The sequence below is a fragment of the Pedobacter sp. CAN_A7 genome (genome assembly GCF_015752175.1).
GTDB lineage: Bacteria > Bacteroidota > Bacteroidia > Sphingobacteriales > Sphingobacteriaceae > Pedobacter.
This window is the reverse complement of the sequence record NZ_JADOUW010000001.1, coordinates 1,026,281-1,043,868: the sequence shown is the minus strand read 5'-3', so window position 1 is coordinate 1,043,868 and position 17,588 is coordinate 1,026,281. Positions and strand designations below refer to the sequence as shown.

The 17,588-nt window shown below is 35.4% G+C and carries 14 protein-coding genes; 13 read left to right on the top strand and 1 reads right to left on the bottom strand.

Features of this window, described 5'->3' with window-relative positions; all coding sequences use genetic code 11:
- Positions 1–183 precede the first annotated feature (183 nt).
- On the top strand, positions 184–1,023 hold the full coding sequence (locus IWX76_RS04710; protein ID WP_196858709.1) for an MBL fold metallo-hydrolase: 840 nt from the start codon (positions 184–186) through the stop codon (positions 1,021–1,023).
- 1,337 nt (positions 1,024–2,360) lie between these two features.
- A complete protein-coding gene (locus IWX76_RS04705) occupies positions 2,361–2,774 on the top strand; it encodes an aldo/keto reductase (protein ID WP_334641342.1) in 414 nt (137 codons plus the stop codon).
- A gap of 312 nt (positions 2,775–3,086) precedes the next feature.
- Here the strand turns inward: IWX76_RS04705 and IWX76_RS04700 are convergent, their stop codons facing one another.
- A complete protein-coding gene (locus IWX76_RS04700) occupies positions 3,087–3,380 on the bottom strand; it encodes an antibiotic biosynthesis monooxygenase family protein (RefSeq protein WP_196858707.1) in 294 nt (97 codons plus the stop codon).
- 256 nt (positions 3,381–3,636) lie between these two features.
- On the opposite strand from IWX76_RS04700, the gene IWX76_RS04695 reads away from it, so the two are divergent.
- The 11 genes from IWX76_RS04695 (at position 3,637) to IWX76_RS04645 (ending at position 17,582) form a co-directional block, all read left to right on the top strand.
- On the top strand, positions 3,637–3,951 hold the full coding sequence (locus tag IWX76_RS04695) for a DUF6660 family protein (RefSeq protein WP_196858706.1): 315 nt from the start codon (positions 3,637–3,639) through the stop codon (positions 3,949–3,951).
- 72 nt (positions 3,952–4,023) lie between these two features.
- On the top strand, positions 4,024–6,201 hold the full coding sequence (locus IWX76_RS04690; protein ID WP_196858705.1) for a TonB-dependent receptor: 2,178 nt from the start codon (positions 4,024–4,026) through the stop codon (positions 6,199–6,201).
- A 303-nt stretch (positions 6,202–6,504) separates the two neighbouring features.
- Positions 6,505–7,422, top strand: coding sequence for a polysaccharide biosynthesis/export family protein (locus IWX76_RS04685; protein ID WP_334641226.1), 918 nt, complete (start codon positions 6,505–6,507; stop codon positions 7,420–7,422).
- 24 nt (positions 7,423–7,446) lie between these two features.
- Positions 7,447–9,741, top strand: coding sequence for a GumC family protein (locus tag IWX76_RS04680; RefSeq protein WP_196858704.1), 2,295 nt, complete (start codon positions 7,447–7,449; stop codon positions 9,739–9,741).
- A 270-nt stretch (positions 9,742–10,011) separates the two neighbouring features.
- Positions 10,012–11,454: a lipopolysaccharide biosynthesis protein gene (locus tag IWX76_RS04675; protein ID WP_196858703.1), complete on the top strand. Its 1,443-nt coding sequence runs from the start codon at positions 10,012–10,014 to the stop codon at positions 11,452–11,454.
- Complete coding sequence (locus tag IWX76_RS04670; RefSeq protein ID WP_196858702.1) at positions 11,451–12,620, top strand: DegT/DnrJ/EryC1/StrS family aminotransferase; 1,170 nt, start codon at positions 11,451–11,453, stop codon at positions 12,618–12,620. Before IWX76_RS04675 ends, IWX76_RS04670 begins: the two co-directional genes overlap by 4 nt.
- Positions 12,621–12,636: 16 nt before the next feature.
- Positions 12,637–13,500 carry a glycosyltransferase family 2 protein gene (locus IWX76_RS04665; RefSeq protein WP_196858701.1) on the top strand — a complete coding sequence of 288 codons (864 nt, stop codon included), beginning with the start codon at positions 12,637–12,639 and terminating at the stop codon, positions 13,498–13,500.
- On the top strand, positions 13,494–14,600 hold the full coding sequence (locus IWX76_RS04660; protein WP_196858700.1) for a glycosyltransferase family 4 protein: 1,107 nt from the start codon (positions 13,494–13,496) through the stop codon (positions 14,598–14,600). Before IWX76_RS04665 ends, IWX76_RS04660 begins: the two co-directional genes overlap by 7 nt.
- Before the next feature lie 58 nt (positions 14,601–14,658).
- Positions 14,659–15,900 (top strand): DegT/DnrJ/EryC1/StrS family aminotransferase, encoded by a 1,242-nt coding sequence (locus IWX76_RS04655; RefSeq protein WP_196858699.1) that lies wholly within the window; start codon positions 14,659–14,661, stop codon positions 15,898–15,900.
- A 12-nt stretch (positions 15,901–15,912) separates the two neighbouring features.
- Positions 15,913–16,509: a sugar transferase gene (locus IWX76_RS04650; protein ID WP_196858698.1), complete on the top strand. Its 597-nt coding sequence runs from the start codon at positions 15,913–15,915 to the stop codon at positions 16,507–16,509.
- Positions 16,506–17,582: a glycosyltransferase gene (locus IWX76_RS04645; protein ID WP_196858697.1), complete on the top strand. Its 1,077-nt coding sequence runs from the start codon at positions 16,506–16,508 to the stop codon at positions 17,580–17,582. The genes IWX76_RS04650 and IWX76_RS04645 overlap by 4 nt, the downstream gene beginning before the upstream one ends.
- The last annotated feature ends 6 nt before the right edge of the window (positions 17,583–17,588 follow it).

Genomic DNA, 17,588 nt, shown 5'->3' with positions numbered 1-17,588 from the left:
TTTATCGTTTTCAGGATCTTTACTATTTAGTTTGCCAAAGTTACTGAAGATTATACATTTAATGCACATTGAAATTATCTTCTGCACTATCCGGTTATCAAAATGATAGTAATTAAGTAGCCATTGATAGGCTCAGCTAATTCAAAGTTCTGAACTTTGTTCAATCAAAAAAAATAAAAAGTTATGAGAAAAATAATTTTAGCAGTGGTGTTATCACTTTCAGCTACCATATCCTTTGCACAAATAAACTCTGGCAGCAAGCCAAGTGTTCAGTTGGTTAGAAACGCAACATTAATCATTGAGTATAATGGAAAAAAGATCTTAGTTGATCCAATGCTTTCTCCTAAGGGAGCAATTGAGTCCTGGGCTGGAATCCAAACAAACCCTACAGTTGACCTAAAAATGCCAGTCAATGATGTTATTAAAGGTGTTGACCTGGTTATGGTGACACATACACACGATGACCACTTTGACAAGGCCGCCAGTAAAATCCTGAATAAATCCATAGAACTTATTAATCAACCTGCAGATAAGGGTTTCTTTGAGAAGGAAGGCTTTGTAAACGCGACTGTTTTACAAGACAACAAGTTATGGAATGGTATCAACATTCATAGGATTGAAGCTGAACATGGTAGCGGGGAAGTATTGAAGCAGATGGGCAGGACCTCCGGTTTTGTGCTGAAGGCCAAAAACCAACCGACCATATATATTGTTGGAGACGCCATCTGGACAGATGATATCAAAAAGAACATTAAAAAGTTTAAACCCGACTATATTATCGTTAATTCCGGTGGAGCACTTATTAAGGGGTACGAGAATACGCCAATTATTATGAATGAAGAGCAGACAATGACATTGATCGGGGAGAGTGGCAAGGCGAAAGTGATAGCAGTACATATGGATGCGTTGGACCATTGCCGGACAACCAGGAGGTCTTTGAAACTGAAAGCTGCCGAATTCAATTTCGGAATAGATAAACTATTAATCCCTGAAGATGGGGAAGTGATTAAACTTTCTCTTTAATCTCCGTATTAATTGTCAAGACTGCCTTCAAATATAATTAGGTATTACAATTTAAAAAACTGATACACTTTAAAAAAGTCGTATCAGTTTTTTTTGCGTTATTAGTAAGTTGTTCTTTAAATTTAAAAGCTCAATATTACAAGCTACTTAACTTAACTGAAAAGCAGATTAAAGAAAATGTTATTGAATTTTCAATCGTAAATCGGGACTCTTCAGAACATGAATTTGTTCCATATCTTACATTTAAAAATAAGGAAAATGAAATCCGAATGGTAATTATTTCTTTGGAAATAAGTGTTATTTGATAAAGTATTTCATATCATCAAAATCGTTGGATTCGATTATTAATTCAGTTGATATAGAATTCAATAAAGTAGGAGAGAATAGGTGGAGGAGTAAGAATAATACTTTTGAAATATCCATAATCGATACTCTTGATCAAGTTGTTACAGTTTATAGTCGAGGGATTTCATGATAAAATAGATAACAGGCATGATAAAGGCTTTCCTATTCTCCCTCAACAAAAACATCGAATACTTAAATACACCGATCTGGCATTGAAATTCTAGGTTTTTTTAGAGCCAAAATTACATGACGATAGAATAAATTGTAAAAATCTAACCTTGTTGCATTTTAACTAATAATGTATAAACATGGTAAGAATACAGTTATTAATTTAATAGGCTCATTGGCTATACAATCTTAGAGCGATCTTATTTTTTCCTCCTCGATATTAATCAGTCTTATATGCTTACGAATTAAATCTTCATCAAAACGTTTATCAGCATCATTCTTTTGGATTAGCCAATTTCGCTGAATGTCCAATATATCCATGTAAATAGCCTTGCTATCTGTAGAAATAAAAATTTCATTATCATCAAGCGTTTTGCCTTCCCATAATTGCCATTTGCAGCAACATAGGCGAATCTTGCCATAAGCCGTTATATTTGGTTGTTAAGATGCTTCAAAGATTGCTCAGCCAGTGCCCTATGAATGTAGCTTTCCGCCTCCTTTTCTGATAGGTAATCCTGAAAATCCGGGAGCTTAATTTTTGCAAGTAAAACTGGTAAAGTCAATCCCTGAAGTAGCAGCGTACCCAGAATAGCAATGAAGGTTAATGAACAAAATCAGACTTCGATGAGGAAACGGTGTTCCATTCAAGCTTACAGGTATTGATAGCGCAGCAGCGAGGGAGACAACCCCACGCATTCCGGTCCAACCGAGTATTTGAGGAGTTTTTAATCCTGGGTTACGGGAGTCCGCTACCGTAATGAAGTTTCTTGCGATCAGTGTTTCAAAAACAGCTCCATAGGCAGATAAAATTCTTGTAATGATTAATACATCAATATTCAATTTGGACAAGAGAACCTGAAGAAAAGGTGCTTCCTGTTTGCCAGGAATTGGGCATTGGGTTTGTACCATGGGGCCCACTCGGAACCTGCTTACTTGCAGGTAACATTACAGCTGATACTAAGTTTGATACTGCTAATGACCTTCGTGCTAATTTCACTCGTTTTACCCTTGATGCCATCAAAGCGAATATGCCGCTTGTAGAAATGTTGCGTGAGATTGCCGCCAGAAAAAATGCGAGTCCAGTACAAATTGCCCTTGCATGGTTACTAGCTCAAAAATCATGGATCGTCCCTATCCCAAGTATGGATAAGGTTGAGTACATAGATGGTAACATTAAATTAGATTGTCAGACTATGTACGTATGGTTTATGAAACTGAGGAGCGGGATCTTAATTTAATAATAGATATAATTATAAACGCTACTATTGGCGTACTTAAAATGGACAGCAATACTGACCCCCAGTACCCAAGTGCTGTGTTTTTACCATAATTACCTATCGCGATAATTAGCAATAAGATAATTAATACGAAGAACATCTCCGTAATTCCGAGATTTAAGAATTTTAAAAGCATATTTCATTTAATAATAATACGATTTACGATAAATTTTTAAGTTATCAAAATAGGATATTACAGAAAGCTACGGCTAATTATTTCCCGTTAACTTATCTGTTGGATCCATAATAACCGTATGAATTTTTGCTTAATTACTATAACGAAATTTGGGAAAAATGCTCAACAACCGGGAACGGGTTATAGTGATGATGTAAAAGCCTTTTCCATTGCAGATACTCTGTTGACTGTCTAAAACCAACGGTGTGATCTTCCAATTTTTCCCACTCCACTATAAGAACATATTTGTTAGGTACCTCCATGCATTTATGCAAATTGTGTTTTATATATCCAGGGATAGCAATAATATACTTTCCAGCCTCTCTAAAGTCGCTTTCAAATTGTTCAATCTCGTTTTCTTTTACAAAAAGTACCGCAATTTCTGTTATCATATCAAAGCTTGAATTAAAACAAGTATAGTAATTTATTCCCGATCGGATGTATATATATGGTTTAGGGATTTGATAGAAGCTAATACTATTTTTATAGAATGAGTTATGACAAAAAGTACTTGTCATCTTTTCTGAGCAACGTGCTTAACTATTACCTAAGCATTATAATAATCGTATTTAACTAAGTGATATCCCTTTCAAATGGGATTGGATTTGTACTCTTCTCAGAATGGTTATGATTGCTATCTTTGCAAACATGAAAGTAATCGCCATTTTCATGACCATATTATTATTTCTTTCAGGATATGATGTCTTTAAGGATGATATTGTAATGAATGTCGATGATAAAGAAAAGTCAGGACCTGTAAAAACAGACACAAAGAGTGAGGATAATAATGACGCTTGCAGCCCTTATTGCCAATGTGTTCGTTGTCCTTTTGCAATCATGCTGCCGCAAAAGCAGTTTATGATTATAGCTTACCGGCCATTAGAAATTAAATTCTCGATCAGTATTGCAGGTAATCCGAGGAGGATTAGTTCTTCAGTATGTCAACCCCCAAAGGTTGGCTAACTTCCTTGCCAATAATAACATTATATTTCTTTTATCCAGCCTATAAGGCATTATAACCTTAGTTTAATTTCAATGAAAAGATACTTGATTCTTTTGGTTGTAATGGCATTGTCAATGACTGCCGTTGCACAAAATAAGATAACAATAATTTTAAAGGATGCTAAATCTCGAACTGTTCTACCAGGCTCTACTGTAACGATAACTGACCTAAAAAAAGCTTCAACTACCGATGTCAATGGACAGGTTACATTTTCTGATATCCCTGATGGTTTACATCTGATTGAATATCGTTTTGTAGGCTATACTTCAAAAATAGACAGCCTTAAATTTCCTCTGGTTAACAATAATCCTATTGTAGTTGTATTGGAACCAGCAGGCGGTGAGGATCTTGATGAGGTTATTGTCTCTTCCACCCGGAGCAGCCGAACAATAGCTAATATTCCAACTCGTATTGAGGTAATTGCAGGTGAAGAACTGGATGAAAAAGGAAACATGAAACCAGGTGATATTCGCATGGTGCTTAATGAAAGTACAGGAATTCAAACCCAACAAACTTCTGCAATAAGTGCAAATGCTTCTATACGAATTCAAGGACTTGATGGGCGTTATACTCAAATCTTGAAAGATGGATTTCCTTTATTCTCAGGGGCAGCAAATGGGCTCGGATTGCTGCAAACTCCTCCCTTGGATTTAAAGCAAGTAGAGGTGATCAAAGGATCGTCTTCTACACTATATGGTGGGGGAGCTATTGCGGGTCTAGTGAACCTGATTAGTAAAACGCCGAGGGAAGAAAGGGAACTGAACATTCACCTTAATGGAACTTCGGCAGGAGGATTGGATCTGAATGGTTTCTATGGGCAGAGATTTGGAAAAGCAGGTCTAACCGTATTTGCTTCAAAAAATAGTAATGAAGCATATGCACCAGGTGATGTAGAGTTCACAGCTATTCCAAAATTTACTCGCTATACTTTCAATCCCAAACTCTTTTTGTATATCAATGATAAGACAACTTTAAATTTTGGAATCAATAGCAGTTTTGAAAACCGAGCAGGTGGTGATTTGCAGTACATCAAAGGTGAAGGAGATGCTACCCATAGTTTTTTTGAACGGAATATCTCAGACAGGGTGTCAAGCCAGTTCTCCCTAAATCATAAAATAGGGGAAAATTCAGAAATTAACATTCGCAACAGCTTAAGTTATTTCAATCGAAAAATAACCGTTCCTAGCTATCTCTTTGATGGGAGTCAGCTTGGAACGTTCTCTGAAGCTAACTTTTCAACCGGTAATGCTAAGATAGAATGGGTTGCAGGACTAAATTTATGGACTGATCAGTTCAAGGAAAATGCACAAACAGCAGTTCCTTTAAGGAATTATAATCAAACTACTCTTGGAGCTTTTATTCAAAATAACTATCATGCCACCAAATGGCTTGAGCTGGAAACAGGATTAAGAGGGGACTATATTGTAGATTATGGCTTTGCCTTACTTCCAAGGGTTTCTGCGTTGTTTATAATAAATGATAAGGTAAATTCACGAATTGGTGGAGGACTAGGGTATAAAACGCCTACCATATTTACTGAAGAGAGTGAGCGTATCCAATATCAACTTGTCCTTCCAATTTCTAGCGAGGAAAACAAGTTAGAAAGAAGCTATGGGGCAAATTGGGACATCACTTACCGAACATCTTTATTTAATGATCAGATTGGTTTTAGCATTAACCACCTGTTTTTTTATACTTATCTAAATAATCCTTTAACAATGGTGCTGGAATCATCAAATCAATATCGATTTATTAATTCACCTGGTCACATGGATAGTAAAGGTATGGAGACCAATGTAAAATTGACTTATCAGGATTTTAAGCTTTTTATCGGATATAGCTTAACCGATGCAAAGATCCATGTAGGAGATATGCTTCGGCAAAATCCTTTAACAGCAAAACACCGGCTGAACAATGTGCTGATGTATGAAGTAGAGGATAAGTGGAAACTTGGAGCCGAAGCATACTATTACAGCAAGCAAAGCCTTAACGATGGTGCAGCCGGTAAGCCTTACTGGATTTTTGGATTTATGGCTGAAAAGCTATGGGAGCGATTTTCTTTATATATCAACTTTGAAAACTTCACTGATACCCGTCAAACCCGTTTTGATAAGATTTATACAGGTAGTATTTCAAATCCTGAATTCCGGGATATATATGCCCCTTTGGACGGCTTTGTAATTAATGGTGGTTTAAAAATAAGGCTTTGACATCAGAGATAGAGAGGGAACTACCCTGAACCTACTGCTTCTTTTTATTCGCCGCAAGATTGGTAATCCCCTAGTGCCTCTTTTATGTGTACTTCCATTTGAAAATTTCTGTATCAAAATAGTATACCTATTTCAGAAGAAGACACAGAACTACATTATAATTATCTTCAATCGGCTGCTGGTATAACGCTACCTGTTCTGGTTATCCCCGTAGCCATAGATGAAAGTGTTATTTTTTAATGGTTGAGGTTTACTGGTATAACATATTTTTTATAATAGATAAATAAATTAAATCCATACCTATTGTATAAGGTATTTTACATAATAAGAAAATCTGCTGTGAATGAGTTACAATATGGTCTACAACTTAGAAAGTATGATCAATGGGTTCCTTTTGGAATGTATATTTGTATTGTAATATTTAATCACACATTTATTATGGTTAATTTATATAAAATGAATTTAAATTATATTCAATTATTATTGATAATAATGATATTAAGTAGTTGTTCCCGACAAAGAAACCTTGTTTATTTCAGTGATTTGAGAGGAGCAAATGAAAACACATCCCAAGTTTTAAATGCTGGTGAGCCTACCATTCTTAAAAATGATGTGTTAGGAATTACAGTAAACACCACAAGTCCTGAGTCAAATATTTTGTTTGCTTCTGTCCCAAGTAATCCCACAATGAATGGGGTATACGAAAGAGAAGGATACAGGATAAATGAAGGCGGAAATATTAAGTTTCCTGTACTTGGCCAAGTTAAGCTGGAAGGGTTAACGCTTAGCCAGGCACAAGTGTTATTAGAAAACGACCTTGGTAAATATGTAAATGATGCGATAGTAAATATTAAGTTCCTGAATTTTAGAGTTACTGTTATCGGTGAAGTTAATCATCCTTCAACATTTTCGGTGACCAACGAAAAGATCAATCTATTAGAAGCTCTTGGTTTGGCAGGCGATATGACTGGATATGGGAAAAGAGAAAATGTTTTGGTGATCAGAGAAATTGATGGGGTTAGAAAGATGGCACGTGTAAATCTAAATAGCAAAGAGGTACTCAAATCTCCCTACTTCTATTTAAAGCAAAATGATGTAATCTATGTGGAGCCTGATAAAGCAAAATCTGTTGAGGTGAGTAATAATAATCGGTTGATGCCACTCATAGTTGCGACAATATCTGCTGTTGCTGTATTGGCCACAACATTTTTAAATAGGTAATGCAAAACTTTAAGACTTATTGTGATGGCTTATAATAGACAAACTCCGAAAAATAACCCGGACATAGTGGTGCAGCTCTTAAAATTTGCTAAGCATTGGCACTACTTTATACTTGCATTAATCGTAGGTCTCGGAAGTGCCTGGCTTTATCTTCAAATTACTGTAGTTAAATATAGAGTGACTAGCACCTTACTTGTTCAGGACGATTCAAAGGGTGATGGCTTGTTGAAAGGAACGGCTTTCAGTGATCTTAACATGTTTAGAACTTCTAAAAGTGTGGACGACGAAATGGAGGTCATGAGATCTAGAGACTTGATTTATAAAGTGTTAAAAGACCTTAAAATGAATGTCAAATACTTCCACGATCTCCCACTAAAAGAGAAGGAATTATATGGAAAATCTTTACCAATGGAAGTTCTTGTAAATGCAGTTACTGATCAAGCTTATAAATTGAAGCTGACTTTAAAGGCAAGAAATGACAATCAATTTGTATTAGGTGAAAAAGGAAAGGAAACGATCTATAGATTTGGTAGTACGATTAATAGGCCTCAATACAGTATTAAAGTGGTAAAGGGACCAGACTTTAAAGTTTCGGATAAAACTTTGCATATAGGCTTTGTAGATTTAAATAAATTAGCACAAACCTATAGTGCCAGTGGCATAGTGGTTTTGCCAGTTGTAAAGGGGGCGAATACTGTTGTGATGAGTGTTTTAGATGCAATACCTCAACGTGGTGTTGATTTGCTAAGCTCATTAATATACAAGTATAACATGGAGAATGTTAGCAATAAAAATTTAATGGCTCTTAATACAATAAAGTTTATAGATAGCAAATTGAAAAAACTTTCTACGAATTTGTCGGGTGTTGAGCATGATGTAGAGAATTATAAAAGAGATAATAAAATTACTGAACTGAGTGTGAATGCTCAGATGAACTTAGAATCTTCTGGAAATTATCAAGAGCAGCTTTCTACAAGTGAAGTGCAATTAAGTCTTATTCAGTCTATTATGTCTTACCTGAAAAATGCTGAAAGCGAATTTGAACTTGTGCCAAGCACACTTGGGTTAAAAGAGCCAACCTTGCTTAACCTAATAGAGCGATATAATAATTTACAGATCGAGAGACAAAGGTTATTGCGCAACAATAGCGTCAACAATCCTTTGGTTATAAATCTTACTGAGCAATTAAACGGTATGAAATCTAGCATCCTGGAGAACCTTAATATGATAAGAAGAGGGTTAATCCTTGAAAATAACACCTTAAAGAATAAAACTTCACAGTTTGCGGCGAAGTTGAATAGCGTTCCTATTATTGAACGGGAATTGATAGAAAGGAGCAGGGAGCAAAGTGTTAAGACAACACTTTATCAGTATCTGCTTCAAAAGAGAGAAGAAACAGAACTTTCATTGTCTGCAACAATACCTACTTCTCAAACCATAGATAAGCCTGCATATGATCCTAATCCGGCTAAACCAAAAGTTGCCTTGATTTATATGCTTGGTATGTTAGCGGGTATTTTTGCGCCTTTTTCTATAATTTATGTGAAGGATAAAATGAACGATAAAATCGAAAATATTTATGATATCGAATACATTGCAACAAATGGGAAAATTCTTGGAGAGCTTAGTCATAAGACAATAGGAGAGTCCATCGTAGTTCATAAGGGTAAAAGCACGACCATCTCTGAACTCTTTAGATATATACGCTCTAATCTGCAATTTATGAATACTAAAGGGAGCAATAAAGTTCTGCTGGTAACTTCTACAACGAAAGGAGAAGGCAAAACATTCTTCAGTATCAATTTGGGCATTACTTTGTCATTAATTGAACAAAAAGTGGCGATACTTGAATTCGACTTACGCAAGCCCGATTTGCTGAATAACATGAATTTAAAAGCAAATTTAGGGCTCTCTGAATATTTAAAATCAGAAAAAGTTCATATTGAAGATATTTTGATCAAAGCACCGCAGTCAGATAATTTGTATGTGATTGGTTGCGGAGGGATATCAGATAGTCCATCCGAGATTCTACAGAGCCCTAAACTGAGGGTCTTATTTCATGAGCTTAAAAAACGATTTGATTACATAATAGTAGATACCTCTCCGGTTGGTCATGTATCTGATGCATTTGAATTGTCTGAGTACGCAGATTCGAGCATATACTTGGTTAGGTATAATTATACCAATAAGGCAGACCTGGCAATATTTGAGGGGATTTGTGAAAGTAGAAGGTTGGTAAATCCTATGATTGTACTTAATGATGCTAAAAAAGGGAATGGAAGTTCCCATAGATATGGCGGCTACGCCTACCCATCGTAGGGTGAATTGTTGAATTTAGTAAGGAGAAGGTTATAGTGAGAAATCGGTAGATGACCGGTATATATTCAAAATATAGATTGTAAATAACAAATTTTTCTTTAATGCTACCAAATATCATGTAAGTGAGGTAGCGAAGCTATACCCGGCCATCAGCTTGTCAATTTTATCAAACAAATGATACAGAGATTTACCTAAAAGTAACATGTCTGGTAGACCTGATTTTTATAAAATGGGGGTGTTCCGTCCCCTATCAGAAATAAACCTTTGACCATGTCCTTAAGGAAAAAAACAATTTCTGGATTAACCTGGAATTTTGCGCAACAGTTTAGTGTACAACTAATTGGTTTTTGCGTTACAATTATACTAGCCCGAATTTTATTACCTGAAGAGTTTGGCCTTATTGCAATGCTAACTGTTTTTATTGCTATTGGCAATTCGCTATTAGAGAGTGGGTTAACTTCTTCTTTAATACGTTCTTCAGATTTGGGCGAGGATGACTATTCAACTGTATTCTTTTTTAATCTTGTTGGGAGTTTCGTTTTATATGGAATAGTTTACCTGTGTGCACCTTTAGTATCTTCATTTTATAATCAAGATATACTTACGCTGATTCTTAGAATCTATGCATTAGAATTTATCATTAATGCTTTTTTTGCCGTACAGAATGCACGATTGACTAAGGAAATGAATTTCAAAATTCAGATGAAGATTCAGATTCCTGCGGTATTAATTGGAGGATTGTTAGGTGTTTTTTTGGCACTAAATGGTTATGGAGTTTGGAGTTTAGTGTGGATGGGCTTATTTCAGTCCTTTTTGTCGACTGTAATGCATTGGATCTATTCTGGCTGGACACCTGAGTGGGTATTTAGCAAGACTTGCTTTAAAAGGCACTTCTCTTTTGGTTATAAAATGACCTTAACGGGGTTGCTGGAAATCGTTTACAGAAATATATATGTATTAATTATAGGTAAAAGCTACTCTGTTGCGCAACTCGGCTTTTATTCGAGAGCAGATTCAGCTAGTCAGCTCCCAATTGCAAATATCTCTGCAGTGATAAACAAAGTGACCTATCCAATGTTCGCTTCCATAGCTAATGATGATGTTAGGCTGAAAGCGGTGTATAAAAAATTAATGCAACAGGTTATTTTTTGGAATGCCCCAGTCTTGATTCTTTTGGCTGTTATAGCTGAACCATTATTTACGTTTCTACTAACCAGTAAATGGGTGCCGGCAGTTCCATACTTTCAGATCCTATGCATTGCAGGTGTTATGTACCCACTGCACGCTTATAATCTCAATATTTTGAAGGTAAAGGGAAGAAGCGATCTGATTCTGAAATTGGAGTTAATAAAAAAAATAATTTGTATTGTGGGTATTTTATGTGTGTTACCATTTGGGATATATGGACTATTATATTTCCAATTGATATTCAATTTTTTTGCTTATTACATAAACTCAATTTACAGTGGTAGACTGATCAATTATTCAATCCGGGAGCAAATTACTGACATTATCCCCATTATAGTGGCATCTGCATTTGCAGGACTAATGTGCTATTTGGCTAATATGTTCTACTTCAGCAGTCTTCAACTCCCTGACATTATTAGAATAGTGATAAACGGCTTTTTTTTCCTTGTGATTTATCTGGTTAGCAGTACATTTTTAAGACTCGCTCCAATTAATGATTTTAAACAATTAATCTTAACGAAATGATACCTGTAACCAAACCTTTTCTTCCAAAAATTCAAGAGTTTGAGGAATACATTCATAGCATTTGGGAACGTCAATGGCTCACTAATAACGGTCCATTGGTAAATGAGCTTGAATTGAGACTTAAAAATTATCTGGGTATTAAACACTTGCTTTTTGTTTCAAATGGCACACTGGCATTACAACTTGCCATTAAAGCACTAGGCTTAAAGGGAGAAATTATTACTACACCTTTCTCATTTGTAGCAACAACAAATAGCATTTTATGGGAGGGTTGCAAACCTGTTTTTGTGGATATAGATGAGGGAACTTTTAACATAGATCCTAAAAAAATTGAGGCTGCCATAACACCTCAAACAACAGCTATTCTAGCTACACATGTTTATGGGAATCCTTGTGATATTGATTCCATACAAGAAATAGCAGATAAGTATTCCTTGAAAGTAATTTATGACGCCGCACATTGTTTTGGTACTAAATATAAAAACAAATCTGTATTTGCATATGGGGATATAAGTACCACAAGTTTTCATGCTACTAAGGTATTTCATACCATTGAAGGTGGGGCCGTTTTTACTGATAGTCCTGAATTATTAAAAAAAATGGCTTTGATGAGGAACTTTGGTCACAATGGCCCTGATGAGTTTTCAGAATTAGGGATTAATGGTAAGAATTGCGAGTTTCACGCAGCTATGGGGTTATGTAACCTAAAGGAGGTGGATGATATTTTAGACAAGAGAAGGCTGTTATCATTTTATTATTGGAAAGCATTAAGTACCCTAGAAGCTAAGTATCCAAAATTAAACGAAAACCTGGATTATAATTATGCATACTTTCCTGTACTTTTTGACAGTCAAGATTTAATGTTAAAATGCTTAAAAGCCTTGGAGAATGAGAAGATTTATTGCCGAAGATATTTTTACCCATCATTATCAACGCTACCTTTTGTTACACAAACCCACATGCCAATATGTGATTCAATAGCTAAAAGGATCCTTTGTTTACCACTTTATCATACTTTAACCTGTAGCGACCTTGATCTAATTACCAGGATTATTTTGCGGGTTCAAAACTATGATCAACCTGCTCATACGGCAAATTTGAGTCACATAACTCCTGTAAGTAATTTACAAACTGTGTTTGCAGGTCTGCAGAATGATGCGCACTAATTTATTAAAAAATATTATGGCTATATCTGAACGCAATTTAATGGTATCTGTATGTTGTATTACGTATAATCATGAAAATTATATTGCTCAAGCTTTAGATGGTTTTTTAATGCAGGAAACCAATTTTAAGTTCGAAATTCTTATAGGTGAAGATGTTTCTACTGATCATACAAAAGCAATAATTCAAGATTACTGTGCCCGTTATCCTGGCATGATCACTTTGATTAGTCACGATACCAATGTTGGATCGATAAGAAATCACATCGAAGTTTTAACACGTGCAAAAGGAAAGTATGTTGCCATGTGCGATGGTGATGACTTTTGGACTGATTCTTCTAAACTGCAGAAGCAGGTAGATTTTTTAGAGGCAAACGAAGAATATGTGATCTGTTGTCATCATACTGAAGTAATTGATAGCCAAGGTAAAACTGTCTATGTGAAGGACTTTCCTGTAGAATTGGAGTTCGATTACAAAGATGTTTTACTTGGGAAAAGAGAGGAAACTAGAATGTCTTCCTTGGTGATGAGAAACATTAAGGAGGTAAGGGAGGTAACTGCACAGCGCTGGTATTTGGATACTTATGGTACAGATACTTTTTTAAAACTATATGCATTAGCAAATACAGGAAATAAAATATATGTGCTTCCAGATGTAATGGCTTCTTATCGCCACCATAATGGTGGAGTATGGAGTATGATTGATCCTAAAGTTAGAAAATCTAGAAGCATAAGTGATTTCAAATTGACGATTAAGAATTTTAAATACTCATCCTTTCAAAAAAGAGAATTATTGAATATCTATTTTAAGCAGTACTTTTTATTTGATATCCGCTACTTTAAATTCACTAGTGCCTTTCAAACAATCGCTAAATTATGGTAAAGACACATAAGCTGTTTTTTGCTATTAATAGTCTCCATGGAGGAGGAGCAGAACGCGTGATTTCAAATCTCGGAAACTATTTTTGTAAGAGAGGCTATGACGTTACTTTGGTCTGCTTAAATGATGCTAAACCTGCATATTTTCTAGAGGAGGGAATAAGAGTTATTTCCCTTATAGACACGGAAAGGAGTAAACATATACTTTATCGTATATGGTATGGCGGCGTTACTTTTTGTAAACTGCTTTATTTGCTAGGCAGCGAAAAGCCTAGTTGTGTAGTTTCATTTATGACATCAGCTAATTTATGGGTAGGGCTTACGTGTAATATCTTAAAGACACCATATTTGGTTTCAGAACGTGTTACCCCAGACTACACAGTAAATCGGTTAAACTACTTTTTGAGGCGGCTATCTGCTAGTATATATAGTAAATCAAAGGCTATAGTTGTCCCATCAAAAGGAATGGTTGATGGGTTTAGAAAGAATAAATCATTTAGGCGGCTAAGCAATTTTGAGGTTATAAATAATCCGGTTAGTAAGTTCATTCCCGCTAGTTTGGAAAGTGTATATCCGCGCAAATTTATCTTAAGTGTAGGCCGTTTAGACCATCAAAAAGGGTTCGATTTGTTGATAGACGCATTTGCGAAATTAACGATTAGTGATGTTGATCTTTTAATCTTAGGTGAGGGTAATGAACGTAAAAATTTGGAGAGCCAAATTAAAAGATTGAATCTTAACCATCGGGTTAAATTGATTGGATATCAGAATAATCTACAGGATTATTATAAACAAGCCGAATTGTTCGTGTTATCGTCACGAAATGAAGGTTATCCTAATGTACTCGTGGAAGCAATGAGTTTAGGTTGCGCTTGTGTGGCTAATGACTGTGAATATGGACCTTCTGATATCATAGAACATGAGAAAAATGGATTGCTGGTAAAAGTAAATAATACAAAACAACTTTCTGAAGCAATTAAAAGAGCGATCAGCGATCCAGTCCTTAAAATTAACATGTCTGTAAATGCGCAATTGATAAATCAGACTAATTCCCTGGAAAATACTTTCACTAAATGGGAAAATCTAATCCAAAACCATATTTGAACCCCTTCCACATTTCATATATCCTTTATAAGTTTTCTGAATATTAAATCTTAAAGATATGAATATACCTTTCTCTCCTCCGTTTATTGATCAGGCAGTGATTGATGAAGTACTTGATTGTCTTCGTGCTAACTGGATCACTTCAGGCCCAAAAGTTAAAGCTCTTGAATATGAATTGTTAAGCTTAACGGGGTCGAAAGCCACCGTTTGTGTGAATTCTTGGACATCGGGAGCAATTATGATGCTAAAATGGTTTGGCATTGGGGATGGAGATGAAGTTATTGTGCCGGCATATTCTTATTGCGCAACAGCTTTGTGTGTATTGCATTGTGGTGCTATACCAGTGATGGTGGACATCATGGATGATTTTACTATTGATCCTGTAATGGTGAAAAATAAAATCACCGCTAAAACGAAAGCCATAATAGGAGTAGATATTGCAGGGTTGCCTTGTAACTACAATGAGTTGCGAAAAATCGTAAATGATCCACAAGTAAAACGGATGTTTGCCCCGGCTACAGCTAAACAATCAGAGTTAGGGAGAATATTATTGATTTCTGATGCTGCACACTCTATTGGCGCCACCTATGAAGGACTTCCTGCAGCTCAAATGTGCGACGTTACAATCTTTTCATTTCATGCTGTTAAAAATATTACAACAGCTGAAGGTGGATGCATTTGTCTAAATCTACCAACTCCTTTTGACAATCAAGAAGAGTATAGTTTCTTAAAGCTATACTCATTAAACGGGCAAAACAAAGATGCCTTCGCTAAATCAAAAGGTGCGAACTGGAGATATGATATTCTATTTAAAGGTTTTAAAATGAATATGCCTGATATTTGTGCTGCAATTGGGTTGGCTCAAATAAGACAATACAGTAAAACATTGCTTCCACAACGGAAAAGTATATACCTAAAATATTGTGAGGCCTTCAAAGGTTATGATTGGTTTATTGAACCAACAATGAAAGATGAAACAAGGGAGGCTTCTTATCATTTATTTCCTTTGCGTATTAAAGGGATTACAGAAGTTCAAAGAGACCAGATTATAGAGGGGCTGGTCAATTGGGATATTAATGTAAACGTTCATTTTATACCTATGCCAATGCTAACTTATTTCAAAAGTATTGGATACGCTATAGAAGATTATCCAAATAGCTATAAACAATATGCTTGCGAGATATCCTTGCCAATTTATCCTCAGCTCTTGGATATTGAAATTGACTTTATTGTTGAATGTGTTATTGACTCTGTACAGCGAGTTAGAAAGGTTAATGATTTGGTTAAGGTGTTTCTGTAAGAATTGAATAACATGGATGCGAAAAGGATGTTTGATGTTGTGTGCGCAGCGGCGGGTTTATTGTTTTTACTGCCATTTTTTTTTGTAGTTATTATTCTTTTGAAATGCGACTCAAAAGGTAGCATTTTTTACAAGCAGATTCGAGTAGGCTTAAATCAGAAGAATTTTCAACTGATTAAGTTTCGAACAATGTATACTAATTCAGATAGGGGCGGCTTACTCACTATTGGTGATCATGATTCGCGCATTACCCGATTTGGATGCTGGTTACGCAAATACAAAGTTGACGAGCTTCCACAGCTTATTAATATTCTAAAAGGCGAAATGAGCTTCGTTGGCCCAAGGCCGGAGGTACTTAAGTATGTTATGTTGTATGATGCTTTTCAAAAAAAGGTGCTTACTGTAAAACCAGGTATTACGGATTGGGCTTCTATCCAGTATATTGATGAAAATCAACTGCTTGCTAATGCTGATGACCCTGAAAATTTTTATATTAATACTATAATTCCTTCAAAGATTACTCAGAACTTAAAATATATTGAACATCATAACCTTTGGGTTGATCTCAAAATTATTTCTTATACGCTTAAAAGAATCATTTGTAGATGAAAGTGTTAAAAATTTTGGATTGGCCATCTAAAAGATTTTATGGTGAGACACATCATTTTTATCGCTGGAGGAATGCTTTTCTTGAGCATGGGCTAAAAGTAGAAATCTATTATAATCATAAAGATAAAAGGCTTAAAGGAGCCGATTATTTGCTGATACATTCGCGGTATTTTGCAGAGGGCTGGCAAAATTTACTAACCAGATCATCTCAGAATGAGGATGAAATGATAGCTTACTTATTGGAAATGAAAAATATTACCGGCAGGTTAATTTGGTTTGATGCAGCGGATTCCACTGGCTCGAGTGATTTTCCGATTATATCACTAGTGGATGTTTTTATGAAAAAGCAAATGCTTAGGGATTTAAATTACTACACTTCTCACGATCAATATGACTTACGAATATGGCTAAATACTTTATCCGTAGATCAACGAACAACTTTTGTGCCGTGCCCAAAAGATCAACTTCATAAAATTAAACTAGGCTGGAATTTAGGGTTTAATGATTATAGGTACTTTGGATATAAAATGAGCAGATTAAGTAATTATTTGAGTTCCAGAATCTATCCAGTTCAATTAACTCCTTATGATAAAACAAGAAAATATGACCTGGCCTTTAGGGGAACAATCCACAAAGATAAAGGCCAGGAAAATGTGATCTCTTATCAGAGAAATCATGTGCTGGCACTGTTTCAAAAATTGAATCTTACTATTGCAAGTGGTAAAAATGTAAGTAAAGCCAGATATTGGAAAGAACTTAGAGATTCTAAACTTAGCATTAGTCCATTTGGTTGGGGGGAAATTTGCTATCGGGATTTTGAAACATTTATTGCAGGATCAGTTTTAATTAAACCGTTGATGAGTCATTTGGAAACATATCCGAACCTATTTGTCGAAAATGAAACGTATGTTCCTGTGAGTTGGAATTTACATGACCTCGAAGAGAAGTTGGAGCACATGGTTACACATTATGAAGTGTATAAACAAATCGCAAAGAATGCACAATTGCAATATTTTAATGCGGTGAATAACGCAGATAGCTTCATAAATACTTTCAAACAAAATATAGAATAGCTCGGC

What these genes read in the sequence shown, in the direction of transcription:
- IWX76_RS04710 (WP_196858709.1), top strand. Translation starts at nt 184, where the DNA reads ATGAGAAAAATAATTTTAGCAGTGGTGTTATCACTTTCAGCTACCATA.
- IWX76_RS04700 (WP_196858707.1), bottom strand. Translation starts at nt 3,380, where the DNA reads ATGATAACAGAAATTGCGGTACTTTTTGTAAAAGAAAACGAGATTGAA.
- IWX76_RS04695 (WP_196858706.1), top strand. Translation starts at nt 3,637, where the DNA reads ATGAAAGTAATCGCCATTTTCATGACCATATTATTATTTCTTTCAGGA.
- IWX76_RS04690 (WP_196858705.1), top strand. Translation starts at nt 4,024, where the DNA reads ATGAAAAGATACTTGATTCTTTTGGTTGTAATGGCATTGTCAATGACT.
- IWX76_RS04680 (WP_196858704.1), top strand. Translation starts at nt 7,447, where the DNA reads ATGGCTTATAATAGACAAACTCCGAAAAATAACCCGGACATAGTGGTG.
- IWX76_RS04675 (WP_196858703.1), top strand. Translation starts at nt 10,012, where the DNA reads ATGTCCTTAAGGAAAAAAACAATTTCTGGATTAACCTGGAATTTTGCG.
- IWX76_RS04670 (WP_196858702.1), top strand. Translation starts at nt 11,451, where the DNA reads ATGATACCTGTAACCAAACCTTTTCTTCCAAAAATTCAAGAGTTTGAG.
- IWX76_RS04665 (WP_196858701.1), top strand. Translation starts at nt 12,637, where the DNA reads ATGGCTATATCTGAACGCAATTTAATGGTATCTGTATGTTGTATTACG.
- IWX76_RS04660 (WP_196858700.1), top strand. Translation starts at nt 13,494, where the DNA reads ATGGTAAAGACACATAAGCTGTTTTTTGCTATTAATAGTCTCCATGGA.
- IWX76_RS04655 (WP_196858699.1), top strand. Translation starts at nt 14,659, where the DNA reads ATGAATATACCTTTCTCTCCTCCGTTTATTGATCAGGCAGTGATTGAT.
- IWX76_RS04650 (WP_196858698.1), top strand. Translation starts at nt 15,913, where the DNA reads ATGGATGCGAAAAGGATGTTTGATGTTGTGTGCGCAGCGGCGGGTTTA.
- IWX76_RS04645 (WP_196858697.1), top strand. Translation starts at nt 16,506, where the DNA reads ATGAAAGTGTTAAAAATTTTGGATTGGCCATCTAAAAGATTTTATGGT.